This window comes from Enterococcus sp. DIV0240d (assembly GCF_051711245.1).
Taxonomy (GTDB): Bacteria; Bacillota; Bacilli; order Lactobacillales; family Enterococcaceae; genus Enterococcus_D; species Enterococcus_D casseliflavus.
Window position 1 is genome coordinate 609,005 of record NZ_JBIOMG010000001.1, and the last position, 25,203, is coordinate 634,207.

The window sequence follows — 25,203 nt, forward strand, 5'->3', positions numbered from 1 at the left end:
TTCGGGGAAGGTCTGTGAAAAAGGACCATTTGATAGGATTTTTTTTTGCAGGAAAATTTGGTATGATAGAAAGAGAAGAAAAAGAGGTGCCCTATGATGGATGGGAAACAAACGAAGGCTGTGATTGGCCAGACATTGATCACCCTTTGTGAGACCAAAGAAGTGAATAAAATCAGCGTACAGGAGATCGCCGAAAAGGCGCAAGTCAATCGGCAGACGTTTTACTACCATTTTCCTGATAAAAAAGCTTTGATCCAATGGATCTATCGGCAAGATGCCCTGATTTTTTTGACGACAGAAGATGTCTCCCTTGATAACTGGGAAGAAGCCGCCTTGCGCATGCTGAAAGCAATGAAACAAGCGCCGGCCTTTTACCGCAAATCACTGGCTTATGACCGCGAAATCTTAATGAACGGATTTCTACAGATCACAGAACCGCTTTTTCAGCGCTTGTTCTTGGAGGTCGATCAAGAGCAGCAATTGACGAAACAAGACATTCTATTTTATAGCCGGTTCTTTTCCTACGGCTGCGGAGGCATTTTGGAAAATTGGATTCACAACGACTTTCCAGAGACCCCCTTAGAGATTGCAACGCAATTGTTTCGTTTGGCGAAGGATGTGGAATTTTTTGGCCACCAAATCTATGAAAAAGAGGAGCAGTGAGCGATGACGAAAGTTTTATTTGTTTGTTTAGGTAATATTTGCCGTTCCCCCATGGCAGAAGCTATTTATAAAGCAGAAATAACAAAACGCAAATTGGATTGGCAGATCGATTCGGCAGCGACCAGCTCATGGGAAGTCGGACATTCTGCTCATCCCGGAACCAAAAAAAGATTGCGTCAAGCAGGCTTATCCAGCGAGGGACTCATTTCACGGCAGATCACAGAAGCAGACTTTGCCAAATTTGACTGGATCATCGGTATGGATCAAAGTAATGTTGAAACACTTCAAGCGCTGGCACCTGCCGATACCACCGCAAATATTCGTTCGTATTTGAGTGTTGTTCCTGGCAAAGAAACCGCGGAAGTACCAGATCCTTATTATACAGGAGATTTCGAAGAGACCTATCAACTGCTACAAGAAGGAATTCCTTTTTGGCTAGAGGTTATTTCTTCTGAAAAATAAGGCGTGTTCGCTTGTATTTTACCAAAAATTTGCTAAAATAGAACCATGGAAATGCGAACGTATGTGTGGTTTTTATAAACTGCTGCAACGCGCAGAAAGGAATGTCCAATGGAAAAGAAACCATCGCCCATCAAACAATTGGGCAAACTCATTGTGATGACATCCACAACGTTGCTGGATACCTTTTTCAGTGATGATGCTGACAAGAAGAATCAGTCTGAAAAAGTCAAAGAAATCCAGCGAACGCTGCAAGAGGCAGCCGCTGCCAAGCACCTGGTCGTGCTGCAAGTAAAAACAGAGAAATTGGGTGGTTTTGAAACCGTTACCGGCTGGATCGTCGGCAAAACGGTAGCAAAAGAACAAGTTGTCTTGAAATTACAAAGCGACCGTCAGCAGCTGCGGATTATTCCCCTGCATCATGTGCTGAAAGTTAGCACCTTGAATACAAAACCTGGCTTGTAGACAAGCCTGTGCATAGCAAAAAAACCGCTGCGTCATTAGACACAGCGGTTTTTTTATTGCTGGTTAAGCGTGCTTGTTTTTGACTTCTGCGAGTCGCCAAGCGGTCATCACAGCGATCAGTTCGTAAGGGATCGGCTGTGCAAAAGGAAACTGAACCGCCCCTTTACTGGTTTTGTAGGGTTGTAGGTCTTCTGTGAAGGCCGTGATCGCAGAAGGCGTGGGATAAAAGCCAAGATGCTGTTTGGCGCAGGCAAAATGCACGATATTTTCTCCCTGATGATAGGTAGGCATTTGATAACTGATTTTTTCAACCGCTTCAGGTAAAACGGCTTTGATGGTTTGACGGACCTTTCTTAAAATCGCTTGTCGTTCTGCTGGAGCTGTTGCAATGTATTGGTCAACTGTCGTAATGGCTTTTGTCATAGGACACCTCCTGCCTTTAGTATACGGCAAACCCCGTAAGAAAAAAAGGAGCCTGTCAGTGGGTAGCTGACAGGCAAGGAGTAAAAATGAAAAGTGTTAGTTAGGGTTGTTTGTTGGGTTATGTATACTATACTGTTCAAATATGAATTTTTTGTGGAGAAAAGATTGGAAAGTGTTTAAGTTTGCTGGCTGCGAAAAGAAGCAAAAAAAGACCCGTCGGTGGGTGGCCGACGGGAAGGAGTTAAAAATGAAAAAGTGTTAGTTAGGGTTGTTTGTTGGTATACATAGAGTATACGAGATAAATATGAATATTTTGTGACAAATCTTTTCGGAAGTTCTTAAGAAACCGTAACGGTTTGATTACAGAGAAAGGTTCTTTTCATCAAAACGGTTTTTCAAGGTACGATACAAATCAATGTATTGCCGATCATCTGCCGCATAATCCCAAATATAACTCATTTTTTCTGGTTTGAGTTTTTTCATCAACTGATTGGAACTAACGATGACATCATAGTTTTCTTGCTGGTTTAGATCATAAGGTTCTGCTGCTACGAAGGTCAAGTCATGTAAGAATTGATTCAATCCTTGAACGACTAAGAAATTGTCTTCTAACGCAACCCCTACCCGTAAACGATTCGAATAACGGATTTGATCATAAAACGGTAGCAGGGCGTGGGTATACATCGTTGCCATCTGCTCTTGGTTTTCATCGTTGATATAGTCCACCGCGGATTCTTCACGATAACTCGTTAAGAATTCATCGATTTTTTGCTGCAGCTGCTCTTCAGCAGACCCGCGATTGATCGATGGCGTCAGCAAGCGATAGATATTTGGAAACGGCTGACGGAAAACGTAGTTGCCGAAAGTCACATTGATTAAATTACCCACGACCAATGGCTCATCTAACAGGCCAGGTTGTGAAGCAAAGAAGGTTGCTTTCATCTCTGCTAACAAGTCTGCGACTAATGGATAAACTGGGTTTTGTTTGCTTGAAAAGAATTGCAAGGTTTGTTGCAACGCTTCTTCTTCAGGACTCAAATAGAATGGGAAGATTTGCGCCATCAAGTAAATAAACCCTGATTCGCCTTTTAATTGTTTGTCTGTCATTGAAACTTCAGGATCAACGACTTGTGTCAAACGCTCAAAATCGAAATATGGATTATTTTTCATTAGGAAATTGTACCGCTTGTCGTATTTGGCAAAATTTCCTTTTTTGATTCGTAAAAGAATCAAGGCGGCGAAATACTTCAACTCTAATCGGCCAAGATAAGAATGAGTCATTGGGAAGTACTCCGTGAATCGATCCACCATTTTTTCTGTCTCACTCTCAGCGATCGCAAATGGCCATTCTATTCCACGAGTACCTAACCAAATGATATTGAATAGGGAGAGCCGCACAAGACGCTCATCGCCCACCAAGTTTGATTCAGTGTACGTAAAGCGAAGCTGAAATTGCTTCAAATGTTTTTTTAGATGTTCAAATTTGCGAGACACCGTTGAACGACTGACATCGTATTTTGCACAAAAATCCGTGATCGTAGGATGGTCTTCATTCAGCATGTAAAGAACATATAAGAACGGAACGCTTTTATTCAATAAATAGAAGCGGTATTCATCGATCGTTACCGCGATATTCTGAGGCTGTAATTTACCGCCACGACCGAGTATCGACATATGATCCGGAGTTAACTCAGTTAGATCTTGGTCGATCTCAGTCAACTCTATAAAAGCTTGTTGGTAGCTTAACTCCATTTCCTTTGCCAATTGTGCGATTGGGTGGCTAGGGTTTTGCAGAGTCAGCATACGCCGGAATATTTTAAATTTAATTAATGTTTGCGGGTCCATCATAAGTTCTTCATAAAACATAGGTATCCTCCTTTGTGGCTCTATTGTATCTTTTTTTTACGAAACTGTCAGTCTTTTTAATCAAAAAAATAGCCTACCCTTTAAAAAAAGGTAGGTTATTTTCATCTTTTTAACTAATTTAGGCTGAAACAGGGTCTTTTTTGAACCACGACCATAGCAAACCGATCAAAAATCCGATCGCAGCCGGTACGACCCACCCCATCCCGATTTGGAAGAAGGGCAGATAATCTGACGCAAAAGACAAGATTCCTTGCACGAAAGCGTTGTTGGTAATCAGTGCGGGACTTGCATTTAAGCCGTCGATGATTGCAGCGATCAACGTGAAGTATGTCGTCATTCGGTAGACACTGGCACGATGATGAAACAAGGGACTGATGATCGCCAACAAAATCAACGTGATCGCCAGTGGATAGATAAACATCAAGACTGGAATAGAAAACTCGATGATATTGGTCAAGCCGACATTGGCGAAGATCGCTGGCAAGATACTTGTCAAAGCGATAAAGAACCCGTAGCTTTGCTTGGGAAACAATCCAGCAAAGGTTTCGGAAAAAGCCGTGATCAAACCAATGGCAGTTTTTAAACAAGCGGAGATAACGATCAAAGTCAACAGCAGACTGCCAACAGTGCCAAGGTAGTGGTTGGCGATTTGTGCCAAAGCGATCCCCCCGTTTTCGCTGATAGGAAATTGCCCTAGACTTTTGGTTCCCATATAAGAAAGTAAGGTATAGATGATCCCCATCAACACGATGCTGACAGAACCAGAAAGGATCGTGTCTTTTGCGACCGTCGTAGGTTTTTCAACCCCCATATTGCGAATCGTCGAGACGATGATGATCCCGAAGGCTAAAGATGCCAGCGCATCAAGGGTATTGTAGCCGTTGGTGAAACCAGTAAAGAAAGCATCGCTTTGATAGCTAGGATAGATCGGCGCATCGCTGATGGTTCCTAGAGGTTGCCAAAAAGCAAAAAACAGCAAAACGCCTAGTAAGACCAGAAATAATGGATTCAAAAATTTCCCTACATAATCTAAGATTTTGCTTGGTTTACGAGAAAACCACCAGGCAGCGCCAAAGAAGAGGGCAGAAAACAACGCCAATAACCAAGTTTGCATGTCAGATGAAACATGGGGAGCGATCCCGATCTCATAAGAAGTGGTAGCCAAACGGGGCAAAGCAAAGAACGGCCCGATCACTAAATAAAGCAAAATCGTAAAAATAAGTGCGTAGCGGCGATTGATTCGAGAAGCTAATTCAAAAACACCGCTGCTCTGGGAAACCCCAATGGCGATCACCCCTAAAAACGGTAAGCCGATCCCTGTTACTAAAAAGCCAAGATTGGCCAAGCCGACATTCGCACCGGCTTCTTGTCCCATGTGGACTGGGAAAATCAGATTTCCCGCACCAAAGAAAAGACCAAAAAGCATTGATCCAACATACATATAATCCTTAAACTGTAACTTTTTTTCCATAAATGAAAGCTCCTATAATTCCTTAGTTTTAAAAAAAATAACAAAGTTTCTAACAAATAGCAATGGTTTTTTGTGATTTTTTGATAAATTCTGACAATTGTTGTTTAGAGAATAAAAAAACACTTAGCATTAAATTCTTCCAAGCGTACTGAAAAAGGACGAAAAAGCTCGGAAGAAGACCGCTAAGTGTTTCAAGACAGAAAATTAATTCAACACACGGGAAAGGAATTCTTTGGTGCGCTGTTCTTTTGGATGAATAAAGATATCTTCAGGTGTCCCTTGTTCGGCAATGACACCTTGATCCATAAAGATGACCCGATCAGATACTTCTTTGGCAAAGCCCATTTCGTGGGTAACGATCACCATCGTCAAGCCAGTATGAGCTAACGTATTCATGGTTTTCAACACTTCACCGACCATTTCTGGATCCAGTGCAGAAGTCGGCTCATCAAACAACATGACATCGGGATTCATCGATAAGGCACGGGCAATGGCTACCCGTTGTTTTTGTCCGCCTGAAAGCTGGGAAGGCTTGGCGTTGGCATATTGAGCCATACCGACTTGCTCCAGATTTTCTTTGGCAGTCGCTTCTGCTTCTTTGCGATCACGTTTCAAAACAGTGACTTGTCCCGTCACGCAGTTTTCTAATACATTCATATTGTTGAATAGGTTAAAGGATTGGAAAACCATTCCTAGATGCGTACGGTATTTCGGCAAGTCGTAGCCTTTTTCCAGCACATTTTCACCTAAGTAGATGATTTGCCCACTGGTAGGTTTTTCTAACAAGTTGATGCAGCGAAGAAGTGTGGATTTTCCTGAACCAGAAGAACCGATGATCGTGACAACTTCTCCTTTATTAACAGACAAACTGATGTCTTTTAAGACTTCGTTGTCGCCAAAACTCTTTTTTAAATGGTCAATTTCAATGATTGCTGACATGTTCTGCCTCCTTATTCGTTCGGGTTGATGTCTTCTAATTTGACATACGCACTGGGACCATCCATTTTGCGTTCAACAAAGCGCAAGATCTGGGTGGCACTGATGGTCAAGACTAAGTAGATCACACCGATGATCGCAAATGTTTGGAAGTATTGGAAGTTCGTTCCAGCGGCTGATGTACCTTGGAAGAAGAGGTCCGCAACACTGATGACACTTAAGACGGCAGTATCTTTGATATTGATAATGATCTCATTTCCGGTAGCTGGTAAAATATTGCGCATTACTTGCGGCAACACGACTTTGATCATGGTTTGCCAATGGGTCATTCCGATGGCTTGAGCTGCTTCAAATTGGCCGTCATCTACAGCAAAAATCCCTCCACGAACGATTTCAGACATGTAGGCACCCGTATTGATAGAAACGATCAGCACAGCTGCCAGCGTGCGATTCATGGAGACACCAAAGGCTAGAGCCGTTCCGTAGAAAATAACCATTGCCTGAACCATCATTGGGGTACCGCGGAAAACTTCGATATAGATGGTCAGCAGGCCGTTGACGATTCGTTGGAAGAAACGTCCTACTGGATTTTCTGAAAGCGGCAGTGTCCGGAAGATACCGACTAAAAGACCGATGATCAATCCGATGATCGTTGAAAGGATCGCGATGAATAAGGTCAAGCCAGCGCCTCGTAAAAAGAGCATGCCGTAATCATCAATGATTTTTTTGAAATCAGCGATCAGACCTTGATCCGCCGTTTCTCCGCTGGCATCTGCAGGCTGATCTAAGACTGCTTGATCCATCAGGGAAACCCGTTCTTCTTCAGAGATTCCTGCAAGGATCTCATTGACTTTTTCAACATCGGGATCGCCTTTGCGCATCCCGACTGCTACTTGGACGTCTTCTGGATTGGTTTCAAAACCTGCTCCTTCATCGAACTCGACCATCTTCAAATCAGGATTTGCTCCGACGGCAGTGACGCCTTCTGGTCGTTCGCTGACGTAGCCGTCAATGATGCCCGAAGCTAAAGCAACGCGCATGGAGGAGAAGTCCCGCATGGCTTGTTCTTTTTGGACCTCAGGGATTTGATCAATGACCGTATAATGGAAGGTATTCAGCTGAGCAGTGATTTTTGCCCCCGAAAGATCGGCGAGACTTTTGGCATCGGCGAATGCCCCATCTTTACGTACTACGACCACCAAGTCGGATTCATAGTAAGGATCAGTAAAATCAATTTGCTCGCGGCGTTCGGCCGTTGGTGACATACCAGCGATGACGGCATCGATAGTCCCCGCCTGTAATGCTGGCGGCAGACCGTCCCATTGGGTTTTAACGATCACTAATTCCTTGCCTAAACCTTCAGCGATTCGTTTGGCGATCTGGACATCGTAACCGCCGGCAAACGCCGAGCCTTCTTCCCCGGAAATCGGCACGGCACCATTGGCGTCCGTCGTTTGCGTCCAGTTGAAGGGGGCATAGCCTGCCTCCATACCGACACGGAATTGTTCCGCAGGCGTTTGGTCATCCGCTTGCACGGTTAGGGGCAGCTGAATGAGGGTTAGACAGAGGGCGAAGACCGCCCAGATCCAATTATTTTTTTTCATTTTATCTCTTTCCTTTCACGAGTTGGACAAGCAGGTAAGGATGAAAAAGCAAAAAAACAGCCGTACTCCATGATTGGAAAACGGCTGTTGACAGGTCATCGTCGACAAACCTTTCACAAAACATAGCGCAACTTAGACAAGCTAAGACAGTCCGCAAATTGTTCATTTGCGGCCCAACAAAATCGATGCAAGCAAAACCGATCTTGTTTCGGCGATGTTCCCTAGCTCTGCTGTAAACGTGTTGCTTCACTCAGCAGGATTAATGAACCTCGCGACCTCTACCTAAATGTTAAAGGGTACTCGTATTTAATTTGATTCTTCTCAGAGTTTAGAAGAAAAGCACCCAAATGTCAATTCTTTTTAACAAAAAAACGACCATTTCCCTATTTTTATCAAAGAGAAAGCGGATCGTTTTTACGAGTGTCTATTGGAACCCTTAAGCGACTTTCGCTTTTGGTTCACGGCCTAAAACAGCTTGGATGACTGTCAAGCCAAGCAATAAGCCAAGTGCTAGATAGATGAGGCTTGAGTATTGTGTAACGCCCCAATCTTGTCCTAAGGTACGGTAAACCACAAGGACGATGGCTTGAATGATTGCTGTGATGACATTTAAAAAGCCGAATGCCCATAAATTGCCATTTTCTTTACGTGCTAAATAGAAGATAGAGAAATATAAGCTGACTGCCAACCAACCGAAACTGATAATGATCATTGCCCAATAAATAATAGCTGCTACCAATGTATTTCACCTCACTTTGATTCGTGACTAGTTTACCACGTTTTTTGTTCCTTGTCATGAAGGAATCTCTTTCTTTGTGAGGCAAAAAACAAAGAGCAAAAGCTGCAGCAAAATGATCGTTTGCTATATTTATTGCTAGAGGGGTTGCTGCCAAAGAGGGATTTTCTTCAAAAGGTGCATTTTCAGCTGTGTATAATAGAAATAAGTTGTTTTTTTGCAAAAAACTACGAGTTAAGAATCAATTAATAATTAGTTAATAGCTGATTTAGATCTGCTTGCTAGAATGATCACAGAAGCAAGCAAGGAGGAAGTAGAAATGGAAAATGTTCTTAAAATCAAAGGATTAAACAAGCGTTACGGCAAACAGCTGGCGCTGCATGATGTCGATCTAACGATCGCCAAAGGAGATATTTATGGATTGGTAGGGAGAAATGGTGCTGGGAAGACGACCTTACTAAAAGCGATCGTGCAGTTGATCCAACCCACCAGTGGCAGTCTGCAGTTGTTTGGTGTTGAAGGCGGCAAAGCATACATCCAGATGCTGAAACGGGTCGGTAATGTGATTGAGACCCCAGTCGCTTACGACCAATTGACCGCAGAACAAAATTTGAACTATTATTGCAAAATCAGCGGGGTGGTGGAACCTGATGCCGTTAGTAAGGCACTGGCATTTGTTGGTTTGACCAATGTCGGCAACAAGAAATACCGTGATTTTTCTTTAGGGATGAAACAAAAACTGGGCTTAGCGATTGCTTTGTTGAATCAGCCAGATTTTCTAATTTTAGATGAACCGATCAATGGCTTGGATCCTGTCGCGATCGTTGAATTTCGAGAGCTGCTTTTACGATTGAATCAAGAACGCGGCATGACGATTTTGATCTCCAGCCATATTTTAGAAGAGTTGTACTTAGTGGCTACACGCTTTGGGGTCATTAGTGAGGGGCGTCTGATCAAAGAGATGACCAAACACGAATTCGATCTGATGGCGAAACGGTTTATTCAATTAGAAGTCGATGATGTAGCCACAGCTAGCCGCTTACTGGACAGTCAGCTGATTTCTGAATATAAAGTTGTCAGTGACCACAAGATCCACATCTACCAAGAAAATGTATTGATTCGTGATCTAATCCGTCAATTGGTTTATGAAGGGATCGCTATCGACCAGATTTCTTTTGAAGGGGAAAACCTAGAGTCGTATTTCAAAGAGTTAGTGACAAGTGAAGGGGGAAATTAAGATGTTGAATTTTATTCGAGCAGATTTGTATCGTTTATCTAAAAGTAAAAGTTTTTGGATCACAGAAGGAATTATTTTATTGTTGGTGATTTTAGCGGTTGTTTCAAATGGTGACGTGGGAGTCACCCTGGGAGATAGTACGCAAACCACAGGCAGCCTTGCCGAAATGACGGGCTTTCTTGCGATCCAGACCAGCCTGTCTTCCATGTTATTGTATTATTCACTGCCGTTAGTGATGCAAGTTTTAGGGAGTGAGTACACGAAAGGGACGATGAAGAATATCATTACCGTCGGTGTTTCTAAACCCGCCTATCTCTTTGGAAAATTCTTGGTGTATGCGTTGGTACTTGTCTTGCAAATTTTGGCTATTTGCTTAGTGAGCTTTGTTGCTGGAACGATCATTGGCGGTACCGGCTTTGAAGACATCTCTCAGCTAGAAAACTTAGTGTATTATTTCGCTGGCTTTGTATTGATCTTATTGGCTACCTCATCCTTTGCCTTGTTGGTGTTGTATTTGACCAAAAATACAGCAGTCAGCGTGTTGGCGACGATCTTTATTCCGATGGGCTTTGCGATTGCACGTTTTTCTTTGCCAACCTGGAAATTCTTAGAATACTTGGATTTCCAAGGCGGATTAGAGATGGTGACTATGACCACTTTCAAAACGTGGGAAATGGTTCAACCAATTTTTGTTGGGAGTCTGATTAGTTTGTTGCTTTGTCTTTTGGCTGCACATCTGGTGTTTAAGAGACAAGAATTATAAAGAAAAGAAAAACGTCCAACAGGACCGACCGCAAAAGGTCAGACTGTTGGGCGTTTTTGTCCGTGTAGCCAGTGTTTAATGGGACTTAGCAGACTGCTGCCAAGCCAAAGTCAAACGAAACGTCTCTTCGGTTGTATCCAATTGAATCTTGCCCTCTAATGCATGAGTCAATGCCGCGATGATATACAGACCAAGTCCAGCTTGCTGTTTGTGCCGTGAAAGGTCTTCCGTATAAAAGCGGTGAGTCAATTTTTCTGGGTGCTGAATCGGTGTCCTCAGCTGATTTTCCTGTTGGAAAACGATGCGGTCTCCTTGTTGTTTCAAGCGGATCGTTCCCGTTTCATTGCCATGTTCCAGCAGATTACCAAGGACATTTTGAAAAATACGCTGCCAACTTTTTTTATCTGAAATGATCATGATATTGGGTTGGATCGCAACCGTCAGTGATAAATGGTTTTCCTCAAAAGAAGGATAGAGTTGGAGCAGTTCCTCCTCCAGCAAACGAGAAAGATCGAATTCTTCTAAGGTCAAAGCCAGTTGATTGTCTTTGAGGCGCTGATAGGTCAATAACTGTTCCAGATGATTTTCGACTTTTTCTAGGTTACTGCTGACTTTTTCCAACAGCTGCAGCTGTTGGTTGTTGAGGGTCGTATCGGCTTGCAGCAGTTGTGTGTAGCCGCTGGCGACCGTTAAAGGTGTGCGCAAGTCGTGAGAGATATTTTGAATGGCTTGTTCCAATTGCTGGTTTTCTTGCAGCATTTGATAGTGCTGCTGCTTATTTTTTCTAAGTATCTGATTGTTTAACAAGGCGATCGCTTTTAAAGCGGGCACTCGGGTCTGCAAATGGATCTCTTGATTTGTTTCGATTTCGCTGATTCTTGCTAATTGTTGGTGGTACTTTTTCAGATCATACAGTAAAAATAGCCAGTAACCGATCAATAAAGCAACGATCAAGGCAGCGAAAAACTGAAGTATATGCATGGGGTTCCTCCTTTTAAGCTAACTTGATGCCGATACCCCAGACAGTATCGATATACGCTTCCTCTGGATCGAGTGTTTTGATTTTGCTGCGTAAATGGCTGATATGGACATTGATCGTGTTTTCTTCGCCGTAATAGGGTTCTTGCCAAACAGCTTCATAGAGCATTTCTTTCGTATAAACTTTTTTGGGGTTGGCTAAGAGCAGGGAAAAAATTTCAAACTCCTTTTTCTTCAACTGAACCGTTGCTTCTCCTCGTTGCAGCTGAAACGAGTCAGGCAACAGTTGAATGTTTTTATACGAGAGGCTGCTGGCAACAGGAGGGGCTTGTTTATTTGTGCGCAACTGAACAATGATACGGGCTTTTAATTCTTCGACATTGAAGGGTTTGGTCAAGTAATCATTGGCACCCGCCAACAAAAGGGTGGAAACATCAGCTGGTTCATCTAAGGCAGTCAAGATAATGACGGGTACCGTAGAGGTTTGGCGAATCTCTTGCAAGACTTGTGTCCCATCTTTACCAGGGAGCATTCGATCTAGCAAAATCAAGTCGAAAGCATCTTGCTGAAAAAGTAGCAGACCTTCCGTGCCTGAATAGGCTTGCTGGACAGTATAGTCAGCTGCTAAAATAGTAGCCAACATTTCGCTGATCTCATTGTTGTCTTCGATAATCAAAATTTTCATTTGGTTTTCCCATTCTCCTTGCATTTGTTGCATCTATTATAAGCAATTCCGCACGAAAAAGCATTAGTTGCTTTTAAAAAAGAAAATGGTTGATTTTTCGCAAAAACGGTTCTTTTTCGGTTAGAATAAGAGAAAAGCCATAAAGGAAGTTAGAACGATGAAGGTATCTATTGAGCAAGCAATCGCAGCGGTCACCGCCGCATCATCCGTGACCTTTTTGACGGGGGCTGGTGTTTCGACCCCATCGGGCATTCCTGATTACCGTTCCTTAAAAGGGGTCTATCAAGGAGTGGCACAGCCAGAGTATTTGTTAAGCCATGACTGTTTAGAAAACGAACCGGAAACATTTTATCAATTCGTCAAGCACCTCTACCATCCTCAAGCACAGCCTAATATCATTCATCAAAAAATGGCTGAGCTGCAAGCGAAGAAAACCGTCTGGGTCGTTTCGCAAAACATCGATGGCTTGCATGAAAAAGCAGGCAATCACCAAAGAATCGATTTTCACGGCTCCTTGTACAACTGTTATTGCCGAAAATGCGGCAATTCGGTACCTTGGCAAGCGTATTTGCAAGATTGGCACCATGCAGGGTGCGGTGGTCAGATTCGGCCAGCGATCGTGCTTTACGGGGAAGGATTTACTGATGAAACCATTGAAGGAGCCATTCAAGCCGTTGCTCAAGCCGACCTGACGGTGGTCGTGGGGACTTCGCTGCAAGTCTATCCTTTTGCAGGGCTAGTCGATTACAGCCAGCAGGTGTTGGTCATCAATAAGGAACCATTGGCGATCCCGAATGAATATGGCATGTTGACCGCAGCAGCCGAAACGTTTTTCCAGAAAATTGAATGAAGGAGTTTATGATATGACACAACGTACCGAAAAAGAGAAAATGATTGCTGGCGAATTGTACTTTTCCCCAGATCCAGAATTGGTGGCAGATCGAAAATATGCCCGTGAACAAATGAACCTGATCAACCAAGAAACTGATACAAAAATCAAAGAGCAGTTACTAAAAGAAACTTTCGGCTCTGTGACTGGTCGAATCTATATCGAACCGAATGTCCGCTTTGATTATGGCTACAATATTTCTGTCGGCAAAAACTTCTATGCTAACTACGACTGTGTGCTATTAGATGTTTGTCCAATTACCTTTGGTGACAACTGTATGCTGGCACCCAATGTTCGGTTGTTTACGGCGACTCATCCATTACATCCGGTCAAACGAAATAGCGGCTTAGAATTAGGGGCACCGATCGTGATTGGCGATAACGCGTGGATCGGTGGCGCGGCCACGATTTTGCCAGGGGTCCGCTTAGGCAACAATGTCGTGGTGGGGGCTGGCAGTGTCGTTACCAAATCATTCCCCGACAATGTCGTGCTGGCGGGAAATCCAGCACGGGTCATCAAGACGATCGACTTAGAAGAAGAAAACAACCAGCAAGATCCCTTGGCTGTTCAGCGGGCAGCGATCGATGACATTGATTGGCAACTCACGCATCTTTTGGAAAAACGTATGAGCACGGTCAACGAAATCGTACAATTGAAGAAAAGCAGTCAATTGCCAGTATTAGATGAAAATCGTGAAGAGAAAGTGCTGGAAAACATTCGGCAGGCGATTTCTAATCAAGCCTATGAAGAAACGATTTTGGCTATGTTTCAATCAATTATGAACCACTCAAAAACCTATCAAGAGAATCAATTGGAGGAATGAGTATGGATGGAGGAACACGTCGAGAAAACATTTTAGCGGCATTGAAGCAAGCGGACAAAGCGATCAGTGCCAGCAAACTGGCAGAATCCCTCGGAGTCAGCCGTCAAATCATCGTTGGAGACATTGCCTTATTGCGAGCAGCTGGTGAAGCGATTGTGGCTACGGCTCGCGGCTATCGTCTGCAAGCGCTGTTGGATGAGGCAGGACATGTAAGTAAGCTAGCAGTGCAGCATCGACCTGAACAAACGGAAGAAGAATTGCGCATCTTTGTCGCTTGTGGTGTGGAAGTGGTCGATGTCATCGTTGAGCATGAGATCTATGGAGAGATCACTGGCAATTTGCAGATTCAAACAGACCAAGACGTGACTGATTTCATCAACAAAACCAAACATGCAGAAGCCCGCTTGCTCTCAGATTTAACCAATGGGGTACACTTGCATACGTTGCGCTACACCGATCCTGCGGCTCTGGAAAAAGCCAAACAACAGTTAGCAGAAAAAGGCATGCTCTATCAAAATTGAGGCGTAAACCATTCTGGCAAGGACGCTTTGCGGAAGTCTTGGCAAATCCTCAGATGAAAAAATTGTGATTTTTTGTTGACAAGGCGTTCATTTTCCAGTAAAGTACTCTTCAACAAGAATAATGAATCTGTTGAGAAGGAAAGTAACCGCGGATACTTCAAAGAGAGACTCTGGTTGGTGGAAAGAGTCAAGTCAGAAGCGATGAAAAATGGCCTTGGAGGATTGATTGTCGATAAGTAGGCAATCACGGATGCGCACTATCGTTACAAAGTGCACCAATCTCTAGCACGACTAGACGTTGGGTTGAGGGAAGGGAAACCTTCTAAACAAAAGGTGGTAACACGAGTATTCGTCCTTTTACTAGCAAACGCTGGTAAAAGGACTTTTTTTATACCCAAAATCAAATAGCACCACACACGAAGAATTGGTAAGTACAAAAGCACGTTTTTTCAACAGAGAGCTTCGGTAGCTGAAAAGAAGCATCAAACGACTTTTAGAAAATGGCCAAGGAGTGATTCGTTCCGAGCAGTAGTTTGCAAGGCGACGACGGTAGCGACCGTTATCTGGCTAGAGTATGATCGTACTCGAAAAGGAGCTGTATGTGAGTGCAGCTTAAACTGAGGTGGTAACACGCAAAAAGGCGTCCTCAAACAAGTCACAGGTGACTTGTTTGAGGATGCCTTTTTTTTATTGAAAAAGACAAGAACTAGGGGGAAGACGATGATTTCATTAAAAGACATATCAGTAACATTCAATCAACCAAAGAAACCCGCGATCCAAGCGGTCAAAAACGTATCGATCGAGATCGACAAAGGGGACGTTTACGGCATCGTGGGCTACTCAGGCGCCGGGAAAAGTACACTCGTCCGTGTGATCAACTTATTGCAGCGCCCAAGTAGCGGCAGCGTCGTCGTCAATGGTACCGAGCTGACCACGCTTTCTGCGAAAGCCCTGCGAGAAAAACGGAAAACGATCGGAATGATCTTTCAGCACTTCAACTTGATGGACAGCCGCAATGTTTTTGATAACGTGGATTTCTCCTTAAAATATGGGGGACGGTCCAAACAGGAACGTCATCAAAAAGTAACCGAGCTGTTAGCATTGGTGGGATTGGAAGAAAAAGCCCAAGCGTTTCCTAGCCAACTATCTGGAGGACAAAAACAGCGGGTCGCGATTGCCAGAGCGTTAGCGAATGATCCAGAGATCTTGCTTTGTGATGAAGCAACCAGCGCCCTTGATCCGAAAACGACCTTACAGATATTGGCTTTGTTGAAAAAATTAAATCGAACCCTCGGCTTGACTATCGTGATCATTACTCATGAGATGCAAGTCGTCAAAGAAATCTGCAACAAAGTGGCAGTGATGGAAGACGGCGAAGTCATCGAGCAAGGTTCAAGCGTTCAGATTTTCAGTCAACCAGAAAAACCATTGACCAAAGATTTCATCCGAACGGCGACGCACATCGACCAGGCCTTAGAAACGATCCTTGGCAGTTCGAAGTTTTCTTCCTTGGCACCAAATGAATGGCTGGTGGAGCTGTCCTACGTTGGCGATCAAACCAATGAACCACTGATCGCCCAATTGTACAGCCGCTACAAAGTGACCACCAATATTCTTTACGGCAACGTGGAGATCTTGCAAGAAGTGCCGATCGGCAGCTTAGTCGTTAGCTTATCTGGCGAATACCATCAGCGTAAACATGCCTTAGAATACTTGAAGGCTCAAGGAGTTTACACCAATATTTTAAAAGAAAATCATGCAGAACCATTAAACAATGTGATTATAGGAGGATTTTAGATGGCTGCCTTATTAGAAAGATATTTTCCCAATGTTGTTGCGATCCAAGATGAATTTGTGACAGCAACGATCCAAACCTTGTATATGGTTTTTTGGACCTCTTTGATTGCGGGCATCTTAGGTATCTTGTTAGGGATCGTCTTGGTAGTAACTCGACCGAATGGGATTTTAGAAAATCGACCGCTCTTTGAATTTCTCGATAAAGTCATCAATGTGGTCCGCTCGATCCCCTTTATTATCTTATTGACGTTACTAGGAACCTTTACCCGATTCCTTGTTGGAACGACCATCGGCGAAACAGCAGCATTGGTTCCTCTGATTGCTGGGATCATCCCCTTCTTTGCTCGGCAGATCGAGATCGCCTTGCTAGAAGTTGACCCCGGTGTCGTAGAAGCAGCTGAAGCGATGGGCACCAGTCCTTTCGGTATCATTTTTCGGGTCTATTTACCAGAAGGCGTGGCGGGAATCATTCGGGTCTCTGCATTGACTGTGATCAATGTGATCGGATTGACCGCCATGGCAGGAGCTGTTGGCGCTGGTGGTTTAGGCAACTTAGCCATCACCCGCGGGTACAACCGATTCCAGACCGATGTCACGATCATGGCGACCTTGATCATCTTGGTATTCGTTTTTATCAGTCAATTTGTCAGCAACCTACTCATTAAACGAGTATCACACTGACCACTACTTACGTACAAATAAAAAAACAAGCAAGTCTATGGAGGAAGCAAAAATGAAAAAAATCGTACAATCAATCGTTTTAGGGGCAGCATTATTCTTTATTACAGGATGCGGAAACAATGGCAGTGCCGCAGCCAATGACCAAGAAGAAGTGACGGTGAAATTAGGGATGATCGGGGCGGACACCGACGTCTGGGATGATGTCAAGGATCGTTTGAAAGACGAAGGCATCAATTTAGAATATGTCCAATTCTCTGATTACAATCAACCCAATGCAGCTTTAGCTGATGGGTCCATCGACCTTAATTCATTCCAACACCAATTTTTCTTGGACAACTATAATGAAGAATTTGGTACTGATCTCGTATCGATCGGCAATACAGTCAATGCGCCATTAGGCATTTATTCCGACAAAGTGACGGATGTCAACGATTTGGCGGAAGGAGCTAAAGTTGCGATCCCTAATGATGTGACCAATGGTGGTCGGGCATTGCTTTTATTACAATCAGCTGGATTGATCAAAGTGGATGAAGCAGCCGGACAAACACCAACGGTCGCGGATATTACAGAAAATCGTTTGAACTTAGAAATTTCAGAACTTGATGCAGCGCAAACCGCCCGGGCACTTTCGGATGTCGATGTTTCGGTCATCAATAGCGGCATGGCGGTGGATGCAGGATTTGTACCAACCGAAGATGCGATCTTTTTAGAGCCTGTTGATGAAACGGCCCGTCCTTACGTCAACATCATTGCCGCCCGTAAAGAAGAGGAAGACAATGAAGTTTACCAAAAAGTGGTCGCTGCTTACCAAACAGAGGATACGAAAAAAGTCATCGAGGAAACGTCAAAAGGATCAAGCGTTCCTGCTTGGGAAACCTTTGGGGCAAAATAAGCACCATGTAATTTGATAAAAAAACTGAAAAAGCATGTATAAAAAGGAGAGATTTGATTATGACAACAGCAACTATTACGAAAGCAGCCATCAAACCATTTATCCAAGAGCGTTTAGCCGCTTATCAAGCCTTGGCATTAGATATCCACAATCACCCAGAAGTCAGCAACTATGAGTTTTATTCAGCCGATGCCCTGATCGCCCAATTAGAAAAAGAAGGCTTTGCTGTCAAAAAGGATGTGGCAGGCCATCGCACCGGCTTTGATGCCCGCTATGTCAGTGGAAAACCGGGTCCGACGATTGCCTTTTTAGCCGAGTATGATGCGTTACCTGGCATCGGTCATGCCTGCGGACACAATCTCTTCGGGACTTATTCCGTCTTAGCTGCCAGTGCTCTGCAACCTTTCATCGATGAGCTAGGCGGGGAGATTCGAGTCTATGGGACGCCAGGAGAAGAAGGTGGAGAAAATGGTTCCGCTAAAGGCAGTTTTGTCCGTGAAGGGTTCTTCGATGATGTCGATGCCGCTCTTTGTGTCCATCCAGCCCATCGCTATGGCAAAACGACGGCTTCATTAGCCAATGATCCAGTGGATATCAAGTTCTATGGTCGGGCTTCCCATGCGGCAGCGGCACCAGAAGAAGGCATCAACGCGTTAGAAGCATTGCTGCAAGTCTTTAACGGGATCAATGGGTTGCGCCTGCATTTACCAAAAGACGTCAATATTCATGGTGTGATCACCGATGGCGGCGTGGCAGCCAATGTCGTGCCAGAATATGCAGCCGGTCGTTTTTATTTACGAGCTGCCAATCGAGCAACCTTGAATGATGTCTACGAGAAAGTCGAAAACATCGTAAAAGGAGCAGCTTTAGCTACGGGAGCGACCTATGAATTTGGTTTGTTCCAAAACTCCGTCGACGATGTGATCGTGACACCAAGTTTTGATGAGATCTTCTTCGCCCATGCCCAAGAAGCGGGCGTACCTGCCGATGAGATCGATACGGAAGCCAAAACAAGCCTTGGTTCGTCTGATGTCGGCAATGTCAGTCAAGTGATCCCGACGATCCAACCCACCGTTTCGATTTCAGATGACTACATTGCGGGTCATTCGGAAGAATTCAAAGCCGCTGCCAAGAGTGAAAAAGGCTTGCAATCGATCGCCATCGCGGCGGAACTTTTAGCGCTGACGGCATTAGACCTTTTTGAACAGCCAGCGTTATTAGAAAAAATCAAAGCCGATCATCAAGAAAGCCTAGCGAAAGGCAATTAATGCCAAAACCGTGAAGGAAGATAGTCAATAGTATAGAAAAAAAGTCTCTGCCGCAAAATGTCGGTAGAGACTTTTTAGTTAGTCGATGACTAAAATGCCTTCTTTCAATGAAAAAGGATTTTGTTGATTGATATGATCGTAGAACATGACCCCGTTCAAATGATCGATCTCATGCTGAACGACGATCGCAGGATAGTTCTTCAAACGAACTTTTTTCTTTTTGCCGTTGATGTCGTAATAGCTGATCGTGATCCGGGCATGGCGTACCACGTAGCCAGGGACTTCACGGTCCACGGACAGACAGCCTTCGCCTTCACCCAAACAAGCTTCTTGCACGGAATGACTTAAAATTTTGGGATTGTATAGAACATCTTTAAAATCAGGTTCTGTTTTTTCTGGGTCGCTGCTAGGGACGAGGACCGCTGTGATTCGTTTTGAAATATCTAATTGAGGAGCTGCTAGACCAACGCCGCCTCTTAATTCAAGTTCTTCTGCCTTGACTGGATCTTGGCTATTTTCTAAAAAGGTCATCATTTCTTTTCCCAGTGCGATATCTTCTTCGCTCAAAGGAAAAGGTACTTCTTTTGCTACTTCACGCAAGGTTGGATTGCCTTCGCGAATAATATCATCCATTGTAATCATTGATGATGTGATTCCTCCTACTATGTAAAAATGACGAAAGCAAGTTTCGTTCCTAATAAAGTGTACCATAAGTGTAGAAAGAAGGGCATAAGAAAGTTTAAACGGTAAAGCTTTCTTATTAAATGAAATAATATTTCTATATTAATGATTTAATTATGAAATATAGTTGCGAATGGGAAAAGAATCAGTTATAATGCTTTTATAGAAAACGGTATCACGAAAGTGACCCATCAAGGAGGCAAAGAGATGTTCGGCTTTTCTGTATTTATGAACGAAGACTTGACGGCAGCAGAACTTGAGCAGATGACTGCGATGGCATCAGGCTTTAAAGGGATTTTCACCTCCATGCACATACCAGAAGATGATCGCAGTACTTATCGGCAGCGTTTGACGGACTTGGGAGGTTTCGCAAAAGACCATCAGCTGTCTTTAATGGTAGATATTTCTGGAAACGCATTAGCAGAAGCGGGCTTTTCCATCGACAATCTGGCGGAACTAAGGGAGATCGGTGTCACTGGTTTACGAATGGATTATGCGATCGACAATCAGCAAATCGCAGCTTTTTCAAAAGAAATGACCATCAGTTTGAATGCCAGTACATTGACGGAAAAAGACATTCGAGAGCTGCAGGCGTATGGAGCCGATTTTACTCGTTTGGAAGCTTGGCACAATTATTACCCCCGACCAGAAACGGGACTGGATGTTGGCTGGTTTCAGGAGAAGAACCGCTGGTTGAAAGCACAAGGCTTTTTCGTCCAAGCCTTTGTTCCAGGGGATGCCAAGAAACGCAGACCGTTATTTCAAGGATTACCCACACTGGAAAAACACCGCAACTGGTCGCCTTTTGCCGCAGCGATCGACTTATTGGCAACTGGCTCAGTCGATGCTGTTTACATTGGCGATGGCATGGTTTCTGAAAAAAGTGCCCAGCAGTTTGCGACGTATCTGCAAGAAGCGCGGATCGTTTTGCGGGTCAAAGATCTTGGTTCCACTTACTTTGAACACGTCTTAGGGAATCACCAAAATCGTTACGATGAAGCTCGGGATGTCTTGCGCAGCGCCGATGCCCGTTTCAATGCCATTCCAGAAGTCACACCTGAACTTAGCCAAGAGCGGCCAGTGGGGGCTGTGACGATCGATAACCAAGAGTACTTGCGCTATATGGGAGAGATCCAGGTGTGCAAACGACCTTTGCCGACAGACCCAAAAGTCAACCTCGCCGCTCAGGTGATACCAGCCGATCTGCCGTTGATCCAACAAATCAAAGCAGGGATGCGATTTAAATTAGAAAGAGATGATTCCGATGAATAAAATCAATTTAGACAAATTAACGACCGAACGACGCAACAGTGAAACGAGCAATTTAGATGAAATGACGATTTTAGAAGCGTGTCAAAAAATGAACCAAGAAGATCAAAAAGTTGCCTATGCGGTGGAAAAAGAAATTCCTAGTATTGAAAAAGTGATTGAACAAACCATCGTCGCTTTTAAAAAGGGCGGACGCTTGATTTATCTTGGCGCTGGGACAAGTGGTCGATTAGGCGTCTTGGATGCGGCCGAATGTGTCCCAACCTTTGGGGTATCACCTGAGATGGTGGTCGGTCTGATCGCCGGTGGCGAAGAAGCGATGACGGTCGCTGTCGAAGGAGCAGAAGACTCCTTAACGCTAGGCAAACAAGACCTTGTCGATTTGAAGTTGAACCAAAATGATATGGTGATCGGGATCGCTGCCAGTGGCAGAACCCCTTACGTGATTGGGGCGCTTGACTATGCCAATGAGCTCGGTGCCACAACGGCTACGATCGCTTGTAATAAAGACGCGGAGATCTCTCAGCATGCCAGCTTTCCAATCGAGGTCGATTGTGGACCAGAATTTCTGACAGGTTCGACTCGCTTGAAATCTGGGACTGCCCAAAAACTGATTTTGAATATGATCTCGACGTTATCGATGGTAGGGATCGGCAAAGTCTACAATAATTTGATGGTCGACGTGAAAGCGACCAACGAAAAATTGGTGGAACGCTCAAAACGGATCATCATGCAGGCGACTGAAGCTGATTATGAAACAGCCGCCGCGGCATTTGAAGAAGCAGATCAGAATGTCAAATTGGCGATCGTGATGCTGTTGACTGATAGCACGAAAGACGAAGCACAAGCAAAACTTGCCACGGCACAAGGGTTTGTCAAAACGGCGTTAGGAGGAGAAAAGTAATGGCAAAAGAAACACTGACGGTAGAAGAGTTAGCGGAGAAGATTTTTCAAGAAGCCGGCGGAATGGACAACGTAGAAACAGTCAATCACTGTATGACTCGCGTACGAATGACCGTCCGCGACCACGACAAGGTCGATCAACAAGGGTTAAAAGAGATTCCCGGTGTAATGGGTGTGGTCAATGATGAGCAGCTGCAAGTCATTATCGGACCAGGGAAAGTCAACAAAGTAGCCAATGCAATGGTGGCAAAAGCTGGTGTTGATTTAGGGCAAGAGATCCCACCGCAAAAATCAGGCAAAGAGGCGTTATCAGAAAAAACGGCAGAGATGAAAGCAGCCCAAAAAGCCAAACAAAAATCATCACCATTAAAGTCGCTGCTGAAAGATATTTCTAATATCTTTGTTCCAATGATTCCAGCCTTCGTTGGTGCAGGACTCGTCGCAGGGATCGCTTCTGTCCTGACCAATATGATCACGGCTGGCCGATTAGATGGAGATACTTGGAATTATTATGTCATGATTTTAAACGTCCTCAGAAATGGGATGTTCACCTATTTAGCGATCTTTACTGGGGTCAATGCAGCGCAGGTCTTTAAAGCCAATCCAACCCTTGGTGGCGTGATCGGTTCGATCATCTTGCTGACAGGTATGAACCCAGAAGCCCCGATCCAAAACTTGTTCACTGGCGAAGCTTTAGCTGCCAACCAAGGAGGGATCATCGGTGTGATCTTCGCTGTATGGCTTTTGGCGAAATTAGAGGCAGTGCTGCATCGAGTGATTCCTGAAGCGATCGATATTATCGTGACCCCGACGTTGTGTTTGCTGATCATCGGTTTGACGGAGATTTTCTTGATCATGCCATTGGCAGGTCTGATCTCTGACAGCTTAGTCGGTTCGATCACTTGGGTCTTGAACGTGGGCGGTGCTTTCTCTGGGTTTGTCTTAGGGGCGGCCTTCCTACCAATGGTCATGTTTGGTTTGCATCAAATTTTGACCCCGATCCACATTCAAATGATCGAAGCAACAGGCAGCACGCAATTATTACCGATCTTAGCCATGGCTGGTGCTGGTCAAGTCGGTGCAGCTTTAGCCTTATGGGTACGACTACGTAAAGACAAAGAGCTTTCTGAAATGATCAAAGGTGCATTGCCAGTTGGGATCTTAGGCATCGGCGAACCATTGATCTATGGAGTGACGTTGCCATTAGGTCGACCATTTATCACTGCTTGTATTGGTGGTGGGATCGGTGGTGCGGTCATTGGCGCTTTGACAAATATCGGCGCAACGGCGATTGGACCATCAGGGCTAGCTTTGATCCCCTTGATTGCCAACGGCCGTTGGATGGGCTATATTTTCGGCTTGTTAGCAGGCTATGCTGGCGGCTTCGTTGCCACCTACTTCTTTGGGATTCCGAAAGATCGCTTAGAAGCAGTCAAAGAAAGCGAGGCAGAAGAAGCAAAACCAGCTGCAACCGTTACTGTGCAACCGCAACCAAAAGAAACGAGTGAAACGGCTGCAAAGGAAATGACAGCAAATCCATCAAAAGAACCGATCGATACCCCTTTATACGCAGTAGCCACAGGCACGACAAAAGCGATCAGTGCATCAAGTGATCCGGTATTTTCGCAAAAAATGATGGGCGACGGGTATTTCGTCTTGCCAGACAATGGTGCGATCTATGCACCAGCAGCAGGAACCGTCACGACGATTTTTCCCACGAAACATGCATTGGGGATCAAGACTGCCAGCGGGCTAGAGATTCTGCTGCACATGGGTGTTGACACCGTCGAATTGCAAGGAGCACCTTTTGAGATCCTGGTGGAGGAAGGCCAAGCCGTGACACCAGCTACCCAAGTTGCCCAAGTCGATTTGGCACAGTTGACGGCTAAAGGCAAAGCTTCTGAGATGCTCGTGATCATCACCAATATGGAGCAAGTAGCCAATATCGAAGGGTTACCAGGAACAGAAACAAAAGCGGGTCAAGCCGTCATGCATGTGGCAACGATAAAATAATGTTAAAACCTCTATCGGATAAAGATAGAGGTTTTTTTTAAGAAGTTACTAAATAGATTGCGAAAAATTTTCCTTTATGTTACAGTTTCGTTACAAAGGGAGTGTTCCCATTCGAGGAGGCAATGAGGATGAAAAAAATAATTTGGTTCGGACTAATGACGCTGGCTTTTTCACCACTGATGGTTCATGCAGATGAAACAGCTACGAGTGAAAGTGGCAATCAGGCTGCCGTTAGCGAGACGCTTTCATCAGAGGAGCAATCAGGAACGGATCAGACACAAGCTGCTGTCCAAGAAAGTACAGTAGAAAATCAAGAGACGGATCAATCCGCTGCTTCAGAAACTACGACTACCGAGAATCAAGAACCAGTCGATTCCGAAGCTGTTATTGCCTCGATCCAAGCAGAGACGGGGACGCAAGATGTCAGTGAGATCAACACGTTAGCCGATGAACCTAGTTCGCTGCGTAGCGCCTTAACCCAAGGGATCACTGAAGGAAGTGTGACCGCATTTACCCAAGAACAGTTGGACCAGTTGACAGATGAAGAATTGACCAATGGCAATCGTCTGGCGCTACGTTATTCCAGTGATGCGATGGGCTTTGATATTGCTTACTTAGCAAAAATCATCGGTGCCTTGTTTGTCGATCAGACGTTATCCTGGGAAGCCATTGAGCCGCAACTGGCTTTTGATGCAAATAGCTACGCCAGTTTTGCTGACTTGATTCCTGTTGTGGATCAGCTGCAAGAATATTTACGGGTCGTCTATCCAGCAGACGGAGTCTTTTTACATTTGAATCAAGCCGTTTCCAACGAATGGATGATCTCAATTTTGACCAATTTAAATCAGATGGAACAAGAGATGCAAGTCGATCCAGATGCCTTTGTCCCAGGACGGATCTCTTATATCATTCAAGCGGCAAATGATTCCATGTATCTGCCTACAGGCACGCAAACGAGTACGTCTGAAGAAGCGACCGCAACATCGACGAGTGCTCAAGAAACAGCGACAACGACTTCTTCGAAAGAGGCCAACGCTACTGCCGATGGTGAAAAAACATTACCTAAAACCAATGAAGCGCCAAGCTATACCTTACTGATCGCAGGTGTTATCCTGCTGCTGATCGTTTTCTTGATTCTATGGCGCCGCAAGAAAAAATGATTGTTATTTATAATCGTCAG

At 44.5% G+C, this 25,203-nt stretch carries 25 protein-coding genes, 1 riboswitch and 1 other annotated feature; of the genes, 16 read left to right on the plus strand and 9 right to left on the minus strand.

All coding sequences use genetic code 11. From position 1 onward, the window contains the following. The first annotated feature begins 93 nt into the window (after positions 1-93). The 3 genes from IGJ25_RS02880 to IGJ25_RS02890 all read left to right on the plus strand — a co-directional run bounded on the left by IGJ25_RS02880 (position 94) and on the right by IGJ25_RS02890 (position 1,587). A complete protein-coding gene (locus IGJ25_RS02880) occupies positions 94-663 on the plus strand; it encodes a TetR/AcrR family transcriptional regulator (RefSeq protein WP_005227190.1) in 570 nt (189 codons plus the stop codon). A gap of 3 nt (positions 664-666) precedes the next feature. After that, entirely contained in the window at positions 667-1,125 is a 459-nt protein-coding gene (locus IGJ25_RS02885; protein WP_438779088.1) for a low molecular weight protein-tyrosine-phosphatase, read from the plus strand. A 108-nt stretch (positions 1,126-1,233) separates the two neighbouring features. Further along, the gene (locus IGJ25_RS02890; RefSeq protein WP_005227192.1) at positions 1,234-1,587 is read left to right on the plus strand and encodes a hypothetical protein; all 354 of its coding nucleotides are present in this window, start codon (positions 1,234-1,236) and stop codon (positions 1,585-1,587) included. A 63-nt stretch (positions 1,588-1,650) separates the two neighbouring features. On the opposite strand, the gene IGJ25_RS02895 is transcribed toward IGJ25_RS02890, so the two are convergent. The 6 genes from IGJ25_RS02895 to IGJ25_RS02920 all read right to left on the minus strand — a co-directional run bounded on the left by IGJ25_RS02895 (position 1,651) and on the right by IGJ25_RS02920 (position 8,626). Then, complete coding sequence (locus IGJ25_RS02895) at positions 1,651-2,010, minus strand: iron chaperone (RefSeq protein WP_010748669.1); 360 nt, start codon at positions 2,008-2,010, stop codon at positions 1,651-1,653. Positions 2,011-2,370: 360 nt separating this feature from the next. Continuing rightward, positions 2,371-3,876, minus strand: coding sequence for a helix-turn-helix domain-containing protein (locus IGJ25_RS02900; RefSeq protein ID WP_005227194.1), 1,506 nt, complete (start codon positions 3,874-3,876; stop codon positions 2,371-2,373). A 118-nt stretch (positions 3,877-3,994) separates the two neighbouring features. Then, positions 3,995-5,347, minus strand: coding sequence for a branched-chain amino acid transport system II carrier protein (gene brnQ, locus IGJ25_RS02905; RefSeq protein ID WP_081116168.1), 1,353 nt, complete (start codon positions 5,345-5,347; stop codon positions 3,995-3,997). A 204-nt stretch (positions 5,348-5,551) separates the two neighbouring features. Then, positions 5,552-6,286, minus strand: a complete 735-nt coding sequence (locus IGJ25_RS02910; RefSeq protein WP_005227196.1) for an amino acid ABC transporter ATP-binding protein — start codon at positions 6,284-6,286, stop codon at positions 5,552-5,554. 11 nt (positions 6,287-6,297) lie between these two features. Continuing rightward, positions 6,298-7,887 carry an ABC transporter permease subunit gene (locus IGJ25_RS02915; protein WP_016609561.1) on the minus strand — a complete coding sequence of 530 codons (1,590 nt, stop codon included), beginning with the start codon at positions 7,885-7,887 and terminating at the stop codon, positions 6,298-6,300. A 115-nt stretch (positions 7,888-8,002) separates the two neighbouring features. After that, positions 8,003-8,176, minus strand: a riboswitch (Lysine riboswitch). Positions 8,177-8,323: 147 nt separating this feature from the next. Continuing rightward, positions 8,324-8,626, minus strand: coding sequence for a hypothetical protein (locus IGJ25_RS02920; protein ID WP_005227198.1), 303 nt, complete (start codon positions 8,624-8,626; stop codon positions 8,324-8,326). 316 nt (positions 8,627-8,942) lie between these two features. Here IGJ25_RS02920 and IGJ25_RS02925 point away from each other — a divergent pair, with 316 nt between their 5' ends. Both IGJ25_RS02925 and IGJ25_RS02930 read left to right on the plus strand, forming a co-directional pair. Next, complete coding sequence (locus IGJ25_RS02925; protein ID WP_010748672.1) at positions 8,943-9,860, plus strand: ABC transporter ATP-binding protein; 918 nt, start codon at positions 8,943-8,945, stop codon at positions 9,858-9,860. 1 nt (position 9,861) lies between these two features. Beyond that, the gene (locus IGJ25_RS02930; RefSeq protein ID WP_010748673.1) at positions 9,862-10,623 is read left to right on the plus strand and encodes an ABC transporter permease; all 762 of its coding nucleotides are present in this window, start codon (positions 9,862-9,864) and stop codon (positions 10,621-10,623) included. Between the two features lie 75 nt (positions 10,624-10,698). Here IGJ25_RS02930 and IGJ25_RS02935 read toward each other — a convergent pair whose 3' ends face one another. Then, positions 10,699-11,604: a sensor histidine kinase gene (locus IGJ25_RS02935; protein WP_015508849.1), complete on the minus strand. Its 906-nt coding sequence runs from the start codon at positions 11,602-11,604 to the stop codon at positions 10,699-10,701. A 13-nt stretch (positions 11,605-11,617) separates the two neighbouring features. Beyond that, entirely contained in the window at positions 11,618-12,286 is a 669-nt protein-coding gene (locus IGJ25_RS02940; protein ID WP_015508850.1) for a response regulator transcription factor, read from the minus strand. Between the two features lie 157 nt (positions 12,287-12,443). Between IGJ25_RS02940 and IGJ25_RS02945 the strand changes: the two genes are divergently transcribed. The 7 genes from IGJ25_RS02945 to IGJ25_RS02975 all read left to right on the plus strand — a co-directional run bounded on the left by IGJ25_RS02945 (position 12,444) and on the right by IGJ25_RS02975 (position 19,157). Further along, positions 12,444-13,136 (plus strand): NAD-dependent protein deacylase, encoded by a 693-nt coding sequence (locus IGJ25_RS02945; RefSeq protein WP_081116171.1) that lies wholly within the window; start codon positions 12,444-12,446, stop codon positions 13,134-13,136. Positions 13,137-13,149: 13 nt separating this feature from the next. Continuing rightward, positions 13,150-13,998, plus strand: a complete 849-nt coding sequence (locus tag IGJ25_RS02950; protein WP_005227205.1) for a chorismate mutase — start codon at positions 13,150-13,152, stop codon at positions 13,996-13,998. Next, on the plus strand, positions 13,995-14,519 hold the full coding sequence (locus IGJ25_RS02955; RefSeq protein ID WP_005227206.1) for a transcription repressor NadR: 525 nt from the start codon (positions 13,995-13,997) through the stop codon (positions 14,517-14,519). The genes IGJ25_RS02950 and IGJ25_RS02955 overlap by 4 nt, the downstream gene beginning before the upstream one ends. A gap of 121 nt (positions 14,520-14,640) precedes the next feature. After that, positions 14,641-14,879: a binding site (T-box leader), on the plus strand. Between the two features lie 360 nt (positions 14,880-15,239). After that, positions 15,240-16,316 (plus strand): methionine ABC transporter ATP-binding protein, encoded by a 1,077-nt coding sequence (locus tag IGJ25_RS02960; protein ID WP_438779089.1) that lies wholly within the window; start codon positions 15,240-15,242, stop codon positions 16,314-16,316. After that, positions 16,317-16,997 carry a methionine ABC transporter permease gene (locus tag IGJ25_RS02965; protein WP_010748680.1) on the plus strand — a complete coding sequence of 227 codons (681 nt, stop codon included), beginning with the start codon at positions 16,317-16,319 and terminating at the stop codon, positions 16,995-16,997. It abuts the gene before it with no gap. Positions 16,998-17,049: 52 nt separating this feature from the next. Beyond that, positions 17,050-17,889, plus strand: coding sequence for a MetQ/NlpA family ABC transporter substrate-binding protein (locus IGJ25_RS02970; protein ID WP_010748681.1), 840 nt, complete (start codon positions 17,050-17,052; stop codon positions 17,887-17,889). 59 nt (positions 17,890-17,948) lie between these two features. Beyond that, positions 17,949-19,157 carry a M20 family metallopeptidase gene (locus tag IGJ25_RS02975; RefSeq protein WP_010748682.1) on the plus strand — a complete coding sequence of 403 codons (1,209 nt, stop codon included), beginning with the start codon at positions 17,949-17,951 and terminating at the stop codon, positions 19,155-19,157. 78 nt (positions 19,158-19,235) lie between these two features. Here IGJ25_RS02975 and def read toward each other — a convergent pair whose 3' ends face one another. Next, a complete protein-coding gene (gene def, locus IGJ25_RS02980; protein WP_005227211.1) occupies positions 19,236-19,799 on the minus strand; it encodes a peptide deformylase in 564 nt (187 codons plus the stop codon). A gap of 246 nt (positions 19,800-20,045) precedes the next feature. Between def and IGJ25_RS02985 the strand changes: the two genes are divergently transcribed. The 4 genes from IGJ25_RS02985 to IGJ25_RS03000 all read left to right on the plus strand — a co-directional run bounded on the left by IGJ25_RS02985 (position 20,046) and on the right by IGJ25_RS03000 (position 25,183). Then, the gene (locus IGJ25_RS02985) at positions 20,046-21,110 is read left to right on the plus strand and encodes a DUF871 domain-containing protein (RefSeq protein WP_438779090.1); all 1,065 of its coding nucleotides are present in this window, start codon (positions 20,046-20,048) and stop codon (positions 21,108-21,110) included. Further along, positions 21,103-22,011, plus strand: a complete 909-nt coding sequence (murQ, locus tag IGJ25_RS02990; protein ID WP_010748684.1) for an N-acetylmuramic acid 6-phosphate etherase — start codon at positions 21,103-21,105, stop codon at positions 22,009-22,011. Before IGJ25_RS02985 ends, murQ begins: the two co-directional genes overlap by 8 nt. Then, positions 22,011-24,023: a glucose PTS transporter subunit IIA gene (locus tag IGJ25_RS02995; protein WP_010748685.1), complete on the plus strand. Its 2,013-nt coding sequence runs from the start codon at positions 22,011-22,013 to the stop codon at positions 24,021-24,023. The genes murQ and IGJ25_RS02995 overlap by 1 nt, the downstream gene beginning before the upstream one ends. Positions 24,024-24,151: 128 nt before the next feature. Then, complete coding sequence (locus IGJ25_RS03000) at positions 24,152-25,183, plus strand: LPXTG cell wall anchor domain-containing protein (protein ID WP_010748686.1); 1,032 nt, start codon at positions 24,152-24,154, stop codon at positions 25,181-25,183. Positions 25,184-25,203 lie beyond the last annotated feature (20 nt).